Genomic DNA, 17,756 nt, shown 5'->3' with positions numbered 1-17,756 from the left:
CCGCCATGGCACGGTTGCAGGCGGGCGAGGTTCGTCTAGGCTGGCGGGAATGGGGAAGAGGCGACGTCACCGTCGTCTTCATCCACGGCAATCTCGCCAGCAAGGACTGGATCGAGCTTGCCGCACCGCTGTTTCCGAGCGGCCTGCGCGTGATCGGAATCGATTGGCGTGGCTGTGGCGAAAGCGATCGCCCAAAGCCGAATGCCGACTATTCCAATTACTCGATGCAGCAGCATGCTCAGGACATGCTGGCGGCGCTCGACGCGCTGGATGTCAGGTTCTGCCATCTCGCCACCCATTCGACCGGTGGCATCATCGCCGCGCGGATGCTCCTGATGCAGCCGCCGCGGTTCGGGCGGGTGTTCGCGCTCGATCCGGTCACGCCGCTTGGCATGTCGTTCAATGCCGAACAGATCGGTCTTTTCCGTTCGATGATGGCGAGCAAGGAATTGACGCGGGCGGTGATGGCGACTGCGGCATCCTCGTTGTTCGTGCCGGAAAGTCTCGCGCCGAGCGTCACCCCAAGGTTCCGCGACGGGCTCGGAGAGATCCAGGCGCTCTTCGAACGAATTCTGGAGCAAACGTTTGGTGTCTCCGAAGGCATCTGGATCGGCACGCCGGTCAATCTAACCCGCGAGCGGGAGAGTGGCGAACTTGAGCACCGGATGCCCGATATCCACCATCCACACCTGGTGCTGTGGGGCGAGTGGGATGGCTGGATTCCTCCGGCGGATCTCCGGGCGATGGCTGCGGCAATGCCGGACTGCCGGCTCGTTCTTGTGCCCAGCATCGGGCATTCGATGAACCTGGAACTGCCGGCACTCTACGCCGGTTATTTCGGTGCATGGTTCGGGGGGCTTTCAAAGTAGTCGATCGGGTGCGTTCTTCAAAAGGAGTTAGTCATGTCAGATGCCAACCTTTCCGCCGACAAGATCCGTGCGATGCTGGCCGAGGCCAACGGGCGCCTTCGAAAGGCCAGCGCGGAGTATTTTGACCTGCTCGAGAAGGGCCTGAGTTCCTCGCCACTGCCGGTCGCCGACCAGGCCAAGCAGTTCTGCGGCTACATGCAGCGCAACGTCACCGCGACCTTCGATCTCGGCGATAAGCTGATCACAGCCAAGGACATGCAGGACGCGGTCAAGATTCAGTCCGAGTTTTTCCAGGACCAGATGCGCTCGCTGACCGACCATGCAAGGACCATGGGCGAGTCTGCCATGAAGGCCGCGACAGGCGTCTTCACCCCAAAGAGCTGAAGGTAGTTGCAGGGCCGGCCGAGGCGCTCGAAGATACCTCTGCCGGCCTGATCAAGCGTGGGACGGCTATGGCGCTTCAATTCCTGGTCGGCGGCGTCATCGGTGTGGTCAACATCATGATCCATGCGCTGGTGACCGTCGGCGCGGTCGGCATTGCCCGCTCCGCGGGGTTGCGGCACACCCTGTGGCCGAGATCGCACTTGATGGCGGTGATGGTCGCGACCGCCGCGGTCCTGATGCTGGCGCACACGCTGGAGGTCTTCGTTTGGGCGCTGGCCTATGCGATCGTCAGTGCGGCGCCGGCCGGCAGCGATCTGCTTTATTTCGCTTTCGTCAATTACACCACGCTCGGTTATGGAGATATTACGCCTGTGCAAGCATGGCGACTGACGGGTCCGATGACCGCGATGAACGGCATCCTGATGTTCGGTTGGTCAACGGCCGTTCTGTTCGAGGTGCTGCGCAAGACGCTTGAGCACCTCGCGTCGGTCGGCGCCCCCGCGCTCAGTTCTGAAGATCGAGGCTAGCGAGCTGCGGGCGATCCAGGAGCACGATCTGGCGCTGATTAGTGCTGATGAATCCGATGATGCCGAGTTCATGCAGTCGCGATAGCGCGCGGGATACCGTCTCCAGTGTCAGGCCTAGATAGTCGGCGATGTCGCGTCGGGACATCGGCAGAGGCATGACGCCGGCCGCCGTCAGTCGTCGGTCCATCTCGATCAGGAAAGCGGCGACCCGCTCCAGCGAAGTCTTGCGGCCGAGCAGCAGCATGTGGTCTTCCGCATGCTGCAGGTTGCACGTGGTCATACTGAGCAGGTTTCGCGAGACCATGGCGTCGCTCTCAGCCACCATCTCGAGGCTGCGCCGCTTGATCAGGCGAACCGTAGTGTTCACGATCGCCTCCGCCGTAAACCGATGTTCGCTTCCGTTTTCCAGCCCGAAGATGTCGCCGGCCAAATGAAATGCGCCGATCTGTCGACGGCCGTCGGACAGCAGCTTATAGCTTCGCACCGCACCGATCTTGACCTGATAGACGTAGTCCGCCGGCTCCTTTTCGCCGTAAATTTCGGCTCCCTTATTGTAGGTAAATTCGTTTAAACTGACTTTTGGGTTTGAATCACTCGTTATTCCGAGTTCGCCGAGAGAGGTGGGACGGGGTGCCGGATCGGTCGTGATGCGGACAAACATGGCCAACTCCTGAACTGGTCGTTGAGATGGTTCCTCAGCCTTTATGGATATTTCGCCGCAAGGAATGCGCCGCCGCTTTACCACTCCCGTTCAAGTTGATGTACGACGAAGGCGACATTTCGAACCATTGTCTCAAGGTTCATTGTACCAAAGGACAGGACTGCGATACGATGCCTGAAATGAGATGACCGGTCCTGACACGGATATCATACCGGCACCACGGTGATCACGCTTTGACCTTGGTCAACCGGAAGGGCGTTAAGATCGCGGCCACGGCGTGCCGCCAAATGGTTGAACTGTTTGTCGAATTGAGAATGCAGCTTTACCTGCGCACTTGAGGGCGACGGAGACCCTCGGTGATCGAGGCGATGCGGGAGCAAGATTTTGGCGGTCTTGAATGTCGGCCAGGAGGCGAAAAATTGAGTGGCCTGGTTCACGTGGTGGACGACGATGCTTCGTTTCGGACGGCGATCGGGCGTCGGCTGAAACTCGCAGGCTATGAGGTCGAAACCTATTCGTCGGCACAACAATTGCTGGACGTCTTGCCGGGCGTTGAAAAGCCGGGATGCATCCTGCTCGACGTGCAGATACCGGGATTGAGCGGCCCCGAACTGCAAGGTCGCCTCATCGAGCTCGGTTCGATCCTGCCGATCATCTTCGTCACCGGACATGCCGACACGCCTACGACCGTGCGAGCCATCAAGGCGGGCGCCGAGGATTTTTTGACCAAGCCGGTATCGTCAGAACAACTGATCGAGGCGATCGAGCGCGCCATGACGCACTACGAGTCGGCACGCCATCAACGGAACGAGCTCGATTCCATTCGCAGGCTGGTGGCGAGCCTGACGCCACGCGAGCGGCAGGTTTTCAATCTGATCGTCCGCGGAAAGATCAACAAGCAGATCGCCTACGAGCTGGGAACAACCGAGCGCACGGTGAAGGCACATCGCCACCAGGTGATGGAGAAGATGCAGGTGCATTCGCTTGCCGAACTGGTTTCGAACGCGGAGCGGCTTGGCATGCTTGAACCCAACCGTGATTCAAGCACCTAGTCGATATCCTGACTCTGCGCTCTGCGTTCCCCCCAAACGATCCTGTACATAAGGACAGTATGAAGCTTTCGTGACGATGTGTTAAAAGGGGGTGAAATGGCCAAACCTAGAAAATTTGCAGGTAGAGCGACATCTTGCCAACACGCAGGTCCATTTTTGTTGTGGACGACGACCCGTCAATGCGCACGGGCATCAAGCGGCTGCTGAGAGTTCACGGCTTCCATTCAAAATTGTTCGAGTCGGCCAGTGCGCTGCTCTGCCACGAAGATTTCGGCGAGGCGCTTTGCTTCATCCTCGACATCAACTTGAATGGAGAATCGGGCATCGCGCTGTGCCGGTCTCTCTCGGAGAAAGGGGTGAGGCTGCCGGTCATCTATATCACCGGCAACGACAGCGAGGCCAACCGCGCGGCCGCGATCGCGTCGGGTTGCATAGCCTACCTGACCAAGCCGTTTGCTGCACCCTCGCTCATCGAATCCATCGAAAAAGCGCGCGCCGCCGCCGCTTAGGCGATCCTTGGCTCATTCATCAATGTCCTGTTCAAACGTCTGCGCGGGCGCTCCCTTGTGTGCCGAGGCGAACTGACCAAGCGGCAGCGACGTCGTGAGCGTTAAGAGGCTCGAATCGACGAATTCCAGCCGCAGCGTCTGCCCGGAATCCATTTCCTCGACCATATTCGGGTCTGCGACAGCGCCTGCGATGCAGGCATTGGTGAGGCACCAGGTATAAGGCACACTATGGGGGTTGCCCTGGTCGATCGTAAGCTTGGCCGGCTTCGGCAGATACATGCCGACGGGGGAGAACACCTGCAGCCGCGCATTGGCGTCGCCTTCACGCTCCACGATATCGACGCGGACCGCCACCTGGCCGGTCGCGAACGTGCCGGTGATCGAAGTCCGGCAGATCATTTTTGCGCCGCCCGGCTTGAAGCACAGCTTCTTCCAGTCTCCATAAGCAATGTCCTTTACCTCTCGCTGGCCGCGGGGCGCGATTTCTGTCGCCGCGGGTTTCTGTGCGGCGGTCGAACTCTGTTGCGACACGGCCGGCTGGCTGACTGCAATGCTTGCGGCTCCCGCCAACAACAACGCTGCGACGGCAGGGATCGCATGAATGCGTCCTGGCCGCGGGTCGGTGCGATGTGATCCCGTCATATTTGCGCCTCCGGTGGTGGCCCTTTGCTATCCCTGCTCATCGAGAAATTTCGTCACGACCGGCGACCAGATCGGGATGGCGTCGGGGGAGCCGATGAAGAAATGCCCATCGTTGCCGAACGGGGGCATCAATCTGTATTCGGCTTTGCCACCTGCCGCGGTAAACGCCTCATGCATGCGTTTGGACAGGGCAGGGCCGAAGAAGGTATCGTTCTCGATATAGATCCACAGCATCGGTACGCGCGACGTGCGGCCGAATTCGCCGGTCGCCTCCACCAGTTTGTCGGGAGCGCAATTGTTGTTTGGCTTGTCGTCGACACGCCCGCCACGGCCGGCGGCGAAGGTGATGATCGCCTTGACCTGGGGTGGGTTCAGGCTGGAAAGCGCGATCGAGGCCCACCCGCCGGCGGATTGCCCGACGACGATGACGTCCTTCGGCACGATGCGCTTTTCGGCGGTCATGTAGTCGATGATCCAGAGGTCAACTTGCGCAACCGCCAGGCCGGGAGCACGGAAATTGGGATTGCTGCACTTCCCGACCTTCGAGAAAAACGGGCCGTAGAGACCATGCTCGGGTATGTCGATGGCCGCTGCGCCATATCCGGTGCCGACGGGGGCCACCACGAGGTAGCCGCGTTTGGCAAACCACTTGGCTGCGTCGCGGAATTCCACAAGCGGGAAAAAGCTGCGGCCGGTCGGACTCATTGAAACGCCATGATTCATGATCGCGAGCGGGAACGGCCCGTCGCCGACCGGCCGCACCAGATAGGCGAACATCGGGAGCGGCAGCGGCAGCGCCCAGATCTCTTCCTGGATGGGGCGGGATTTGGCCTGATCGTCCGCGCGCGACGGCGTGATCAGGGTGGCGAACAGCAGCAGTAGCGCAGCGACCGGGCTTCGTAAGTTCTGCTGACACATTTTACGACTCCCTTGATGTAGCAACCTGACCAAATGCTCAGCCAACAAAGGTGCAGGCAACGATGATCGGCCCGAGCACGGTCAGGACAACGTTGCCGACGGCGTAAGGCACGGCGACGCCGAGCACCGGGGTCTGGCTTTCGGCAATCTCGCAGCATCCGGTCACGGCGGCGTCGACCGTCATGGCGCCGGCGAGCGCGCCACAGGTGACGACCGGGTTCATGCGAAGCACGTGATGCGCAAACAGCGTCGCGACGATCAGAGGAACCAGCGTGACAACAAGGCCCATGCCGACCAGCAGCAAGCCATGCGCCTGGATCGCAATCCACGCGGCGTGGCCGTTGGCAAGCCCGACGGCCGCGATGAATCCGCCAAGTCCGAGGTCGCTGAGCGTCTGCTGCGCGGCGGGTGGCATTGCGCCCATGGTCGGCCGGCGCGAACGTATCCAGCCGCAGACGAGGCCAGCGATCAGCGCCCCTCCGCCGCCACCGAGCGTCAGCGCAACGGAGCCGACCTTCACGCTCAAGAGACCTGCGAGCAGGCCGGCCGCGATGCCGGCGGCGAGGAAGGCGATGTCGGTGCGGTCGCCCGAGCGCAGCATCTGCCCTACCTGCGCAGCGGCGCGTTCGATGTTCCGGGTGCTGCCGACCAGCGTCATGACGTCGCCGACATAGATTCTGGTGTCAGGGCTCAGTGGAACTTCCCGGCCCATCCGCGTGAGTGCGCGCAGGAACACGCCACGCGCGTTGTCGCCAACGCGTTCGACGACCTCCTTGAGGGACCGCCCGTGGAGCTTGCGATTGTCGACCAGCACCTCAACCACATTGCCGGGGATCGCACGCAGGATCTCGTCCGCATCGATCTCGGTACCAATGACGGGTTTGGCAGCGACAATGGCGGCGGTCGGGCCGGCAATGACAATGTCATCGCCTTCCTCGATAACCGTGTCCAGATGCGGCTGGATATCGGCGCCTTTCCGGACAATTCGCTCGATGACGGTTCGTCTGCCGACCTCGTCTTCGATTGCCTCAACGGTTCGGCCCGCGCCGGCCGACACGCGATAGGCCCGCGCCTGGAATTTGCGATAGGCGAGATTCTCGGTCTTTGGCGGCGCACCACCCGAGAGCTCCGCCTCGAGCTTGGCCGCCTCCTTCTTCAAGTCGATCCGCATCAGCTTCGGTGCGACGAACGGGACGAACAGCAGCGTGAGGATATAACCGGGCACATAGGTGACGGCATAGCCGGCGGCGATGTTCGCCTCCTGCTGGTCCAATACATTCTTCGGAAGCCCAAGCTGTGCCAGCGCACCCGATGCGGTGCCTATGACAGAGGATTGCGTCAGGGCGCCGGCGGCGAGACCGGATGCGGTGCCGGGATCAAGCGCAAAGATGTAAGCGAAACTGAGAACGATGACGAGACCGGTGCCGCCGAGCACGAGTGCCATGGCCACCTGCGCCAGCGTCCGCACGCTTAGGGAGGCAAAGAACTCAGGCCCCGATCGGTAGCCAATGGTGAACACGAACAGGCTGAAGAGCACGACCCTTAGCATCGGGGGAAACGTAAAGGTGCCGAGCTGCCCTATGAGGACGGCGACGATCAGTGTGCACGCCGTCGTGCCGATCGAAAATCCGCGAATCTTGACACGGCCGAGAACCGTGCCGATGGCTACCGCCAACAGCAGATAGATTTCCGGCGCGGTGGAGATGGTCCACCTGACAATGTCCATGATCACATTCCCCCGGGGCGCGGCGGTTTGATCGTGCATCAATTTGATTCCCGGGAACTCACGGAAAGCTTGATCCAGATCAAGCCGCGCCAAGCCCGAGGGCGTCGCTTATCGAGCCGTACCGGATCCGCGACAGCCTGCGTCTTGACATGAGTTCTCTGGATATTGCCGCCAGTCCGCAACTTGGTCTTGCTCTGGGTTTACGGCACGGTTGGCGTGCTGATCGTCTTGCTTCGTTGCGAGATACTCCCCACTGAGGAGCGTACATGAGATTCCGCGCGCTTCAGGGAACCGGCTGGACACGGTTTTTTCCGCCCTCGAAGTGGCTTGCTGAATACAGACGATCCTGGTTGCGCCATGATGCAATCGCCGGAGTGACGCTCGCCGCCTATGCGATCCCGGTGTCACTAGCCTATGCGGGCCTTGCCGGGTTGCCGCCGCAGGTCGGCATTTACGGCTACATGCTTGGGGGCCTCGGCTATGCCCTGTTCGGGTCGTCGCGCCAGCTTTCGGTTGGCCCGACATCCGCGATCTCGCTCATGATTGCCGGTACCGTCGGGTCGCTCGCCGGGGCAGACGCGGCGCGATATGCACAGATCGCAAGCCTTGCTGCATGTGCCGTAGCGCTGCTTTGCGCGATCTCCTGGCTGTTCCGGTTGAGCATTCTCGTCCGTTTGGTCAGCGACAGCATTCTCGTCGGCTTCAAGGCGGGGGCCGGGCTCACAATCATCATGAGCCAGTTGCCAAGCCTGTTCGGCGTAGCCGGTGGCGGCCACAATTTCTTCGACCGGGTAATTCGGCTCGCCGGTCAGCTTGCCGACATCAACCCGCTCGTATTGGCAATAGGGGGCGTTGCGATCCTGCTCTTGCTCCTCGGCGAACGGCTTCTGCCGGGGAGGCCGGTCGGCCTCACCGTGGTGGCATTGTCGATCCTCACGGCAACCTTGTTGGGGCTTCCGGCACTGGGCGTACCCGTTACCGGGATCATCCCGGAAGGACTGCCGGCCTTCGAGGTGCCCACATTCGGCATGCTCGAATTCGAAGAGCTATTTCCCATCGCAGCCGGATGTTTACTGCTGGCCTATATAGAAGGTGTTTCGGCGGCCCGGAGTTTTGCAGCGAAGCATGGATACAGCCTTGATGTCCGGCAGGAGTTTCTGGGGCTGGGGGCCGCCAACCTCGCAGTTGCGTTTGGCCATGGCTATCCCGTCGCCGGTGGCTTGTCGCAATCCGCCGTCAATGATTCGGCGGGAGCGCGCACGCCCCTGGCATTGGTGTTTTGCTCGTTTGCCCTTGCGCTCTGCCTGCTTTTCTTTACGGGGTTGCTGACCAACCTTCCCAAGGCAGTATTGTCTTTGTTGCCGTTTACAAGCTGGTCGACATCCGCGCGCTGCTTCGGATGTGGAGAGTTAGCCGGATCGACTTCTATGCCGCGGCTATCGCGCTTGTGTCCGTTCTGCTGCTTGGAATCCTGCAAGGCGTCCTGCTTGCTGCCCTCGCATCCATCTTCCTGCTGCTTGGCCGGGCGTCGAATCCCAACATCGCGTTTCTCGGACGGCTTCCCGGAACGGGTCGCTATTCCGACAGCGCCCGTCACCAGGGTGTAGAGCCGCTGGTTGGCGTCATCGCTTTCCGCCCGGAAGCCTCGCTGCTCTATATCAATGCCGAGACGATCTTGGCGACGGTTTTGCAGGCGCTTCGCAACGCGTCCGACATCAAGCTGGTTGCCTGCGATCTCTCGGCATCTCCCTACATCGATCTGGCGGGGGCGCGCATGTTGCACGATCTCCATGATGAGCTGGCGTCCCGTCATGTGGCGTTCTGCATCGTCGGCGCCCATGCGCAGTTGCGTGATCTGCTGCTGGCGGAAGGACTGGCGGAGAAAACGGACAGCAGTGAGTGGCTTCGGACACTCGACAGCGTGCTGGGCGACGGCAACGCCGAGGAACGATCCGATCTCCGCGAGCAAAAGCGGCCTGGAGCGTGAATGCGCCCGGGGCTTAATGCCGATCAATCCCGAGCCTCCACGGAAAAATGGGCGACGGCCAGATATTCCTGACGCCCTATTGCATTGCAAAGTGCGGCATTCGCCGTGGGTTGGCGCGAATTCGTAGCGAGAGAGTGCGACCATTGACTTGGATCAAGGGAGCAAGGGAGCAGGGGGGCACGGTTCGACAAGCCATCAACCTCGCAAAGACGGGAGAGGGAGACATGTCCAAGGACGACAGGCCCGCACAGAAGCGCATCGATCAGTTCTTTTCCGGCCCCGGAGGGCGGGCAGACGACTGGCGTGAACTCGTGGAAGGCGCAAAGGCGTGGGCCCAAAGCGGGGACCGCGCGAAATGCGACGCGGCGCTGTCGAACCTCTCGGTGATGGAAGAGTTTCATGGCTATCCGGGTGTCCATTTGATGGCGGCCCTAAAAGAGGCTGCAGCGTCGGGAGACGCTGCGACCTGCTTCGCGCTCGCCACGAAGATTGCGCAGGCCCTGACGACGAAGTCCTTCCGCCAGCATGCCGGCGACTGGAATTTGCACGATGAGGGCGACGGAGACGTTCCCGAACTGCTGCCGCCGTCGTTCGGGCGAAAAGAGGCGCATCGCCCCTATTTTGAAACCCTGATCGTCACCGGCGTCGCTCCCAACAATTGGCCGGCGCTCTGCACGGAATGGCGCAAGCTGAGGCGTCCGATCGATTCGTTTGTCTATGAGCCTGTCATCGTCGGCAGTCTCGAAGACGCATTCTGCGCGGCACTGCTTAACCCTGACCTCGGCGCCGTCGTGATCAACGAGGGCTTTGCGCTTCGCTCGCGCCATGACGCACCCGTGCTTCGAACGCTGACGAACTCGATCGGCCCGCACGAAGAATCCAGCGTTTCAGCGCTTCGGCTCGCCCGCATCCTGAAGCGGGTACGCCCTGAACTCGATCTCTACCTGATATCCAATCGCAACGTGGAGGAGATGGCCGGAAACCCGGAAGCCAACGTGCTCCGCCGGATCTTCTATTCTGTCGAGGAGCTTCTCGAGTTGCACCTTTGCATTCTGGAGGGCGTGCAGGATCGCTTCGACACGCCATTCTTCGACAATCTCAAAAAGTATGCGCAACGCCCGATCGGGACCTTCCATGCGCTGCCGATCGCGCGCGGCAAATCCATCTTCAAGTCGGACTGGATTCGCGACATGGGCGAATTCTATGGCCCGAACCTGTTCCTTGCCGAGAGCAGCGCGACCACCGGCGGCCTTGACAGCCTGCTCGAGCCGACCGGCAATATCAAGAAGGCGCAGGACAAGGCGGCCCGTGCGTTCGGGGCAGACCACGTCTTCTTCGTGACCAACGGCACCTCGACTTCGAACAAGATGGCGGTTCAGGCGCTGCTCGCGCCAGGCGACATCGCGATCGTCGACCGCAATTGCCACAAGTCGCACCATTATGGAATGGTGCTCGCAGGCGCACAGCCGCTCTATGTCGAAGCGTTCCCGATGACGGAATATTCGATGTACGGCGCCGTTCCGCTGCGCACGATCAAGCAGGCACTGCTTAACGCGAAGGCGGAAGGCCGGCTCGGCCGGGTCAAGATGGTCGATCTGACCAACTGCACATTCGACGGCCACATCTACAATACCCGCCGGGTGATGGAGGAGTGCCTCGCGATCAAGCCGGACCTGATCTTCCTGTGGGACGAGGCCTGGTTCGGCTTTGCGCGATTCTCGCCGTTCCTGCGTCCGCGCACCGCGATGGGTGCCGCCAATGACATTGAGGCATGGATGCACGATCCGAAGTCGACGGCGGCCTACGAAAAGCAGCAGGCCGAACTCGGCAAGAATCCGTCCGACGAGCTGCTGCTCAAGACCAGGCTGATCCCCGACCCGCGCCAGGTACGGCTGCGGGTCTACCAGACCAACTCGACCCACAAGTCGATGTCCGCGCTGCGTCAGGGCTCCATGCTCTTCGTCAAGGACGTCGAATTTCACACCGTCGAAGCCCAGTTCCACGAGGCGGTCTTCACCCATGCCTCGACCAGTCCCAATCAGCAGCTGATCGCGAGCCTCGATGTCGCGCGGCGCCAGATGGAACTCGAGGGCTATGGCCTCGTGGCCAATGCGATGGAAATCGCGCTCGCGATCCGTCAGGCGGTCAATGGCAATCCGCTGATCTCCAAATATTTCCGTATCCTCGGCGCGGACGCCATGGTGCCGGCGCAGTATCGGCAGACCGGTTTTGTCGACTACCTCGCTTCGGGCACGAATTGGGCGGCTGCGCTGCTGAGCTTGCAGGATGATGAATTCTGCCTCGACCCGACCCGCATGACTCTGGTGTGCGGCACCGCCGGCTTCGACGGCACGCAGTTCAAGGGCATCCTGGCCAACCAGTACGGCATCCAGGTCAACAAGACCTCGCGCAACTCGGTTCTGTTCCAGTCGAACATCAACAACACCCGCAGCGATGTTGCGCATCTGATCCGGGTGCTGGCCGAGATTGCCGGCGAGGTCGATCGCGGCCTGAGCCAGGGCGGTGCCAATGCGCGAAAGACCTTCGAGGCGCGGGTGAAGAGCCTGATGACGGATGTGCCGGACCTGCCCAACTTCTCGCACTTCCACCAGAGTTACCGCGGTGATGCGGGAGCCAAGACCAACGAGGGCGACATCCGCAGCGGCTTCTATGCGGCCTATGACGCCGCAGGCTGCGAATATATCCGGCTCGCCGATCCCGAGATCAATCGCCGCTTGAAGAGCGGCCCCGAGCTCGTCTCCGCCAATTTCGTGATCCCGTATCCGCCGGGCTTCCCGATCATGGTGCCGGGACAGGTCATCACCCAGGAAACCATCGACTTCATGCGCAAGCTCGATGTGAAGGAGATCCATGGCTACGACGCCGCCGAAGGCCTGAAGCTTGTGCGCTCCGAAGCCCTGGCGAAGATGGGCAAGCGCCAACCGCCCGCCGTGCCGAAGCTGAAAGCCGCATCATAACGGGGGGCCAACATGCACGGCGTCTTTAAGTTGCCGCAGCAGATCTGCCGCGTTGGGAAGCGCCGGTGAGGCGCTCCGACACTTTGACGCAACGTATCGCTTGAACGCCGTTTGGAACCAAACGGAAAGCTATCACATGAACAGGTGATGCCATGATCGACTGGTTCGTCAGCACGCTTCGAAGCTATCCTGAAATTGCAATCTTCCTTTCCTTGGCCCTTGGGTATTACTTCGGCTCCTTTACCTACAAAGGTCTTGGCCTTGGGGCGGTGACCGCGACCCTGATTGCGGCGGTGATCATCGGACAGCTTGAGATCAAGATAGGTAGTCCTCTCAAGCCGACCTTCTTCCTGATGTTTCTTTTCGCTATTGGTTACGGGGTTGGACCACAATTCGTGCGTGGCATCGCACAGGACGGAATTCCGCAGGCGTTGTTTGCCGTTGTGGTGTGCTTCTTCTGTCTGGGGGCAGCCTATCTGGGCGCGAAGCTGGCGGGGTATGACGTAGGCTCGGCCGCAGGACTCTACGCCGGATCGCAGACGATCTCGGCATCGATGGGCTTGGCGACCGATGCAATCAGCCGCCTGGGTCTGTCGCCCGAAGACAGCAAGAAATTGCTGGATGCAATGCCGGTCGCCTACGCCGTCACGTACATTTTCGGAACGATCGGATCGGCGGTTGTCTTGGCGCTGATAGGTCCGGCGCTCCTCCGCATCGACCTTGAGGCAGCGTGTAAGCTGTACGAGGAAAAGCACGGAGGCAAGAAGGAAGCCGGCGGCCCTGGCACGGCGTGGCACCAGTTCGAGTTGCGCGCCTTCCGCGTTAACGAACGCGGGCCTGCCGTCGGAAAGACAGTGCAGCAAGCGGAAGCGTTGATTCCGGATCAGCGTGTGTTTGTGCAACGCATTCGGCGGGACGGCCAGGTCCTGGATGCCACGACAGACGCCGTGATCCATGCAGGCGACATCGTCGCGCTGGCTGGCCGGCGCGAAGTGCTGGTGAACCTGGTCGGCTCCGCTGCGGATGAGGTCAACGATCGCGAACTGCTCGCGGTACCGATAGAGGGTGTCGATGTCTATGTGACAAGCAAGGAAGTCGACGGAAAGACGTTAGCCGAGTTGGCGACCCGGCCGGCAGCGCGCGGCGTGTTCCTGCGAAGAATTGTCCGTGGTGCGACTGCGACCGAGATTCCGATTCTGGCTGGCACAGAGCTGCAACGGGGCGACATCGTTACGCTCGTCGGACGCACCCCGGACGTGGCTGCTTCAACCAAGATGCTGGGTTATCCGGACCGGGCAACAGACGTGGCGGACGTGGCATTTATTGGAGCCGCGATCACGATCGGCGCCTTGCTCGGTGCTCTGGTCTATAAAGTCGGCAGCGTACCACTTACCCTCTCCACCTCCGGCGGCGTATTGATTGCCGGCCTTTTCTTCGGCTGGTTGCGCTCCGTGCACCCGACCTTCGGTCGAATTCCGTCATCGACGGTCTGGTTCATGAACTCGGTCGGCCTGAACGTGTTCATTGCCGTGGTCGGCATCTCGTCCGGGCCGGGCTTTGTCGCCGGACTACAACAGCTCGGGTTCAGCCTGTTTCTGTGGGGCGTGGCCGTCACGACCGTGCCGCTGATCCTGGCGATGTACATCGGAAAATACCTGTTCCGGTTCGACGACGCCATTGTGCTCGGATGCTGCTCCGGTGCACGCACCACAACAGCCTCACTCGGCATGATCAATGATCGGGCCAAGAGTCAGATCCCTGGCCTCGGGTATACCGTCACCTACGCCGTTGGAAACACGCTGCTGACCGTGTGGGGCATGGTGCTCGTGATGCTGCTGACTTAGCCGCGAAAGGCGATGGATCGGCTTTATCTGCGTTTTAATGTTCCATAACAGGAGCTAGTCATGGCTGACGAACTTACCTTGCGCAAATTCGAGGCTCTGAGTCCGTTCGAGATCAAGGATGAGTTGATCAACCTGGCCAAGAAGACCTCCAAGACCACCCAATCCACATTTCTGAATGCCGGCCGCGGCAATCCCAACTGGGTCGCCACCACGCCGCGCGAGGGCTTCTTCCTGCTTGGCCAGTTCGCTGTCACCGAGAGCAAACGTGTATTCGAACATGCTGCCGGGATCGGCGGAATGCCGCAGGCAAAAGGTATCGCAGCGCGATTCGAGGCGTGGCTCGCAAAGCAGGCGGACATGCCCGGCGCCGGCTTCCTTTCCTCGGCGATGCAGTTTGCGACCAAGACGTTCGGGTTTGATCCAGACGCATTCGTCCACGAACTCGTCGATTCAATCATCGGCGACAACTATCCAGTGCCGGATCGAATGCTGGTCCATAACGAGCGGATAGTGCACGAATATCTGATGTGGGCGATGTGTGGCAAGCCGCGGCCGCCCGGCAAGTTCGATCTTTACGCGGTCGAGGGTGGTACCGCGGCAATGTGCTACATTTTCAAATCGCTCAAGGCCAATCGGCTGCTGCATCCCGGCGACACCATTGCGCTCGGAACTCCTATTTTCACACCCTATCTCGAGATGACGCATCTGGAGGACTATGACCTCAAGGTTGTTCACGTGAGAGCTCCGCAGGAGAACCAGTTCCAGTTCACCGACGACGAGATCAAGAAGCTCGAAGATCCGAAGATCAAAGCATTCTTCATTGTCAATCCCGGCAATCCGACCGGCATGGCACTGAGCAAGGAAACCATCGGCAAGCTTACGAAACTGGTGAAGAACAAGCGTCCGGATCTGATGCTGTTAACGGACGACGTGTATGGCACATTCGTCGATGATTTCCGGTCCTTGCTCGGCGAACTCCCCCAGAACACGATCGGTGTTTACTCCTATTCGAAATATTTCGGCTGCACCGGGTGGCGGCTCGGTGTCATCGCCACCCATGAGGACAACATTTTCGACAAGATGATCGCCAAGCTGCCGGACGCCGAGTTAAAGGCATTGGACAAGCGTTACGGCGCGCTGACACTGGAGCCGCGCAAGATCAAATTCATCGACCGTATTGTCGCCGACAGCCGCGATGTGGCGCTCAACCACACGGCGGGGCTCTCGCTGCCACAGCAGGTGATGATGAGCCTGTTCTCCCTCAGCGAGATGATGGATGGACAAAAGCGTTACCAGGCCGCTTGCAAGGAGATCGTCAATCGCCGCGTCTGGACCATGATAGACAGCCTGGGCCTAAAGCTTTCTCCAAACCCGAACTACGACGCCTATTACGGCTTGGTCGATTTCGAGTTCTGGGCTCGAAAGAATATCGGCGACGAGGCGGTCGAATACCTGAAGAAGCACGTCCACCCGCTCGATCTTGCTTTCCGGCTGGCCGAGGCACACGGAATCGTGCTGCTCAACGGCGGCGGCTTTGAGGCGCCTGACTGGTCGCTGCGCGTTTCCTTGGCGAACCTGCCCGACGAAGCGTACGAAGACATCGGGCGCGGCGTGCGGACAATTGCCCGGGGCTATCGAGATGCGTTCGAGGCATCGAAAGCCGGACACAAGAAATGAAAGCAAGAGGGATGACCGGGGTTCGGTACATCGTCACGAGCGCGCCTGAAGCTGCGGCGGAGATCCAGAGTGTGGTACCCCGGATCGGAGTCTTCGTCGGTTACGCAATGTCCGGCATCGTGCCTACCGTGTTTGGGTATTTCGCGATGCTCCTTGCGCCATAAGTTGCCATCACACGCTGCATCATCTTTGGAGGAAAAGTCATGGGAAGAATTGGAATGCGCGTCGCTCTGCTTGCCCTGCTCGTTGGGTTGACCGGCGCCAGTACGCCATCGCGGGCTGAAACCGGCCAGGTCGCAGTCGTCTTCACCAAGGGCGGCTTCATCGTCGGAGTCGGTGGCGGTGAGGGCGTGCTGGTCTTGCGCGGCCACCGCTATCCGTTCACCGTATCCGGCATGAGCGTCGGCTTCACGATCGGAGCCTCGACCACCAAGTTCGTTGGGCGGGCGCTCAATTTGAGGGGGCCAGCTTCGATCGAAGGCACCTACAGCACGGTCGGAGCCGGCGGTGCCGTCGCGGCCGGCGCCGGAGGCGTTCAACTGCAGAACGCCAATGGCGTGATCTTGCAGCTCAGCGGCCCGAAGGTCGGCGCGGAAGTGTCGGCTGCGGTTGGCGGGGTGACGATACGTTTGAAGTAAATCTTGAACCGGATCAGGCCGCGATTGCGCGGCCCGATCCTTTCAGTAGCGCTGCGCGACGAACTTTACCCTTCGCAAGCCCGCCTGGTCATTATAGCGTCCCTTGTCGGAACGCTTCGGCAGCTTGACCTTGTCCTTCCGCATGCGCTTGTACGGGATCAATTCCAGCAGATGCGCAATGCAGTTCAGTCGCGCCCGGCGTTTGTCGTCGGAGCGAATGACATACCATGGTGCGTGCTTCGTGCTGGTCGCCCTGAGCATCAGGTCGCGCGCGCGCGAGTAGTCGTACCATCGTCGGTACGATTCCAGATCCATCGGGCTCAGCTTCCATTGTCGGAGCGGATCCGCGATCCGCGCCTCAAAACGGCGCTCCTGCTCGTCCATCCCGACCTCCAGCCAGAGCTTGATCAGGATGATGCCGCCTTCGATGATGTATTGCTCCATCTGGGGGCAGAGCGAAAGGAACCGCTTGTGCTCGGCCGGCGTACAGAAACCCATCACATATTCCACGCCGGCGCGGTTGTACCAACTCCGGTCGAAGATCACGATCTCGCCTGCAGCCGGAAAATTCTGCATATACCGCTGAAGGAACAGTTGCGACTTTTCGCGATCCGACGGCGCGGGAAGGGCGATCACACGAAACACGCGCGGGCTGACCTTTTCCGTGATCGCTTTGATCGTGCCGCCCTTGCCGGCGGCATCCCGGCCTTCGAACAGGACGATGACCCGAAGCTTGTTCGCCTTCACCCATTCCTGGAGATGGCAAAGCTCGACCTGGAGCTTTGCCAGCTCCTTCTCGTAGACCTTGCGCTTCATCCGTGTTGCAGGCGCTTTGGCTGACATGCTCACCATTCCGTTGCTTGAGGTTGAATTCGGCCGAACTGCCCTCAGTCTCCCCATGCAATGGTGACGGCGATGTCACCCGGCACGCCTCCGGGGTAATCGATGATCTGGTAGCTGATGCGATAGCCCCGCGGTTTCAGGTAGTCGGCCCAGAGCTGAAATATTTCCTTTGGAATTCCGGTCAGCGTGTTTTCCCAGCCCGCCTCCTGCTGATTGATGGCGCGGCCCTTGTCGGTGCACAGCGAGTTGGGGAACCGATATACTTGCACTTCCGTCAATCCGTTTCGCACCGCCCGCTGGATGATGGTCGAGGCGAGCTGGATTTTTTCTTCCTCGGATTTGCCTGACGGGCGGTTTAGCCGCTCGATCAGGGCCCGCTTCTCGGCTTCGGCGGCAGCGGCAAGACGCGCGTATTCGTCTGCCTTTTCGGCCTCCTTGAGGGCCGCTTCCTTACGAATCTGTGTCGCGCTGGGGATGAGATCATCGATGCTGTCGGGCATG

15 protein-coding genes and 1 pseudogene are annotated in these 17,756 nt (G+C 60.6%); 10 read left to right on the top strand and 6 right to left on the bottom strand.

Annotated elements, in window-relative coordinates; translation table 11 throughout:
- Positions 1 to 5: 5 nt before the first annotated feature.
- From NL528_RS37625 to NL528_RS37615, 3 genes are all read left to right on the top strand, one after another.
- Positions 6 to 869 (top strand): alpha/beta hydrolase, encoded by an 864-nt coding sequence (locus tag NL528_RS37625; protein ID WP_309179400.1) that lies wholly within the window; start codon positions 6 to 8, stop codon positions 867 to 869.
- A gap of 33 nt (positions 870 to 902) precedes the next feature.
- Complete coding sequence (locus tag NL528_RS37620; RefSeq protein ID WP_309179399.1) at positions 903 to 1,253, top strand: phasin; 351 nt, start codon at positions 903 to 905, stop codon at positions 1,251 to 1,253.
- A gap of 68 nt (positions 1,254 to 1,321) precedes the next feature.
- Positions 1,322 to 1,780, top strand: coding sequence for a potassium channel family protein (locus NL528_RS37615; protein ID WP_309179398.1), 459 nt, complete (start codon positions 1,322 to 1,324; stop codon positions 1,778 to 1,780).
- On the opposite strand, the gene NL528_RS37610 is transcribed toward NL528_RS37615, so the two are convergent.
- On the bottom strand, positions 1,758 to 2,441 hold the full coding sequence (locus NL528_RS37610) for a helix-turn-helix domain-containing protein (protein ID WP_309185173.1): 684 nt from the start codon (positions 2,439 to 2,441) through the stop codon (positions 1,758 to 1,760). The two genes, NL528_RS37615 and NL528_RS37610, sit on opposite strands and share 23 nt — an antisense overlap.
- Positions 2,442 to 2,860: 419 nt before the next feature.
- Between NL528_RS37610 and NL528_RS37605 the strand changes: the two genes are divergently transcribed.
- Positions 2,861 to 3,493, top strand: a complete 633-nt coding sequence (locus tag NL528_RS37605) for a response regulator transcription factor (RefSeq protein ID WP_309179397.1) — start codon at positions 2,861 to 2,863, stop codon at positions 3,491 to 3,493.
- A gap of 179 nt (positions 3,494 to 3,672) precedes the next feature.
- Complete coding sequence (locus NL528_RS37600) at positions 3,673 to 4,002, top strand: response regulator (protein WP_309179396.1); 330 nt, start codon at positions 3,673 to 3,675, stop codon at positions 4,000 to 4,002.
- A 12-nt stretch (positions 4,003 to 4,014) separates the two neighbouring features.
- Here NL528_RS37600 and NL528_RS37595 read toward each other — a convergent pair whose 3' ends face one another.
- The 3 genes from NL528_RS37595 to NL528_RS37585 are packed head-to-tail and all read right to left on the bottom strand — an operon-like array spanning position 4,015 to position 7,288.
- Entirely contained in the window at positions 4,015 to 4,644 is a 630-nt protein-coding gene (locus NL528_RS37595; protein WP_309179395.1) for an invasion associated locus B family protein, read from the bottom strand.
- 27 nt (positions 4,645 to 4,671) lie between these two features.
- Positions 4,672 to 5,562 carry a dienelactone hydrolase family protein gene (locus NL528_RS37590; protein ID WP_309185171.1) on the bottom strand — a complete coding sequence of 297 codons (891 nt, stop codon included), beginning with the start codon at positions 5,560 to 5,562 and terminating at the stop codon, positions 4,672 to 4,674.
- A gap of 37 nt (positions 5,563 to 5,599) precedes the next feature.
- Complete coding sequence (locus tag NL528_RS37585; protein ID WP_309179394.1) at positions 5,600 to 7,288, bottom strand: TrkA C-terminal domain-containing protein; 1,689 nt, start codon at positions 7,286 to 7,288, stop codon at positions 5,600 to 5,602.
- A gap of 266 nt (positions 7,289 to 7,554) precedes the next feature.
- Here NL528_RS37585 and NL528_RS37580 point away from each other — a divergent pair.
- From NL528_RS37580 to NL528_RS37560, 5 genes and pseudogenes are all read left to right on the top strand, one after another.
- Positions 7,555 to 9,275, top strand: a pseudogene (locus NL528_RS37580) (SulP family inorganic anion transporter).
- 224 nt (positions 9,276 to 9,499) lie between these two features.
- Positions 9,500 to 12,253, top strand: coding sequence for a decarboxylase (locus NL528_RS37575; protein ID WP_309179393.1), 2,754 nt, complete (start codon positions 9,500 to 9,502; stop codon positions 12,251 to 12,253).
- A 152-nt stretch (positions 12,254 to 12,405) separates the two neighbouring features.
- Positions 12,406 to 14,097 carry an aspartate-alanine antiporter gene (gene aspT, locus NL528_RS37570; RefSeq protein ID WP_309179392.1) on the top strand — a complete coding sequence of 564 codons (1,692 nt, stop codon included), beginning with the start codon at positions 12,406 to 12,408 and terminating at the stop codon, positions 14,095 to 14,097.
- 60 nt (positions 14,098 to 14,157) lie between these two features.
- Positions 14,158 to 15,774, top strand: coding sequence for an aspartate 4-decarboxylase (aspD, locus tag NL528_RS37565; RefSeq protein ID WP_309179391.1), 1,617 nt, complete (start codon positions 14,158 to 14,160; stop codon positions 15,772 to 15,774).
- Between the two features lie 203 nt (positions 15,775 to 15,977).
- A complete protein-coding gene (locus NL528_RS37560) occupies positions 15,978 to 16,412 on the top strand; it encodes a hypothetical protein (RefSeq protein WP_309179390.1) in 435 nt (144 codons plus the stop codon).
- Positions 16,413 to 16,454: 42 nt separating this feature from the next.
- Here the strand turns inward: NL528_RS37560 and ppk2 are convergent, their stop codons facing one another.
- Both ppk2 and NL528_RS37550 read right to left on the bottom strand, forming a co-directional pair.
- Positions 16,455 to 17,255, bottom strand: a complete 801-nt coding sequence (gene ppk2, locus NL528_RS37555) for a polyphosphate kinase 2 (RefSeq protein WP_309179389.1) — start codon at positions 17,253 to 17,255, stop codon at positions 16,455 to 16,457.
- A 44-nt stretch (positions 17,256 to 17,299) separates the two neighbouring features.
- Entirely contained in the window at positions 17,300 to 17,755 is a 456-nt protein-coding gene (locus NL528_RS37550) for a hypothetical protein (protein WP_074270916.1), read from the bottom strand.
- Position 17,756 lies beyond the last annotated feature (1 nt).

It is taken from the genome of Bradyrhizobium sp. Ash2021 (genome assembly GCF_031202265.1).
Classification (GTDB): domain Bacteria; phylum Pseudomonadota; class Alphaproteobacteria; order Rhizobiales; family Xanthobacteraceae; genus Bradyrhizobium.
The sequence above is the reverse complement of the archived record's forward strand: the minus strand, read 5'-3'. Positions and strand labels throughout refer to the sequence as shown.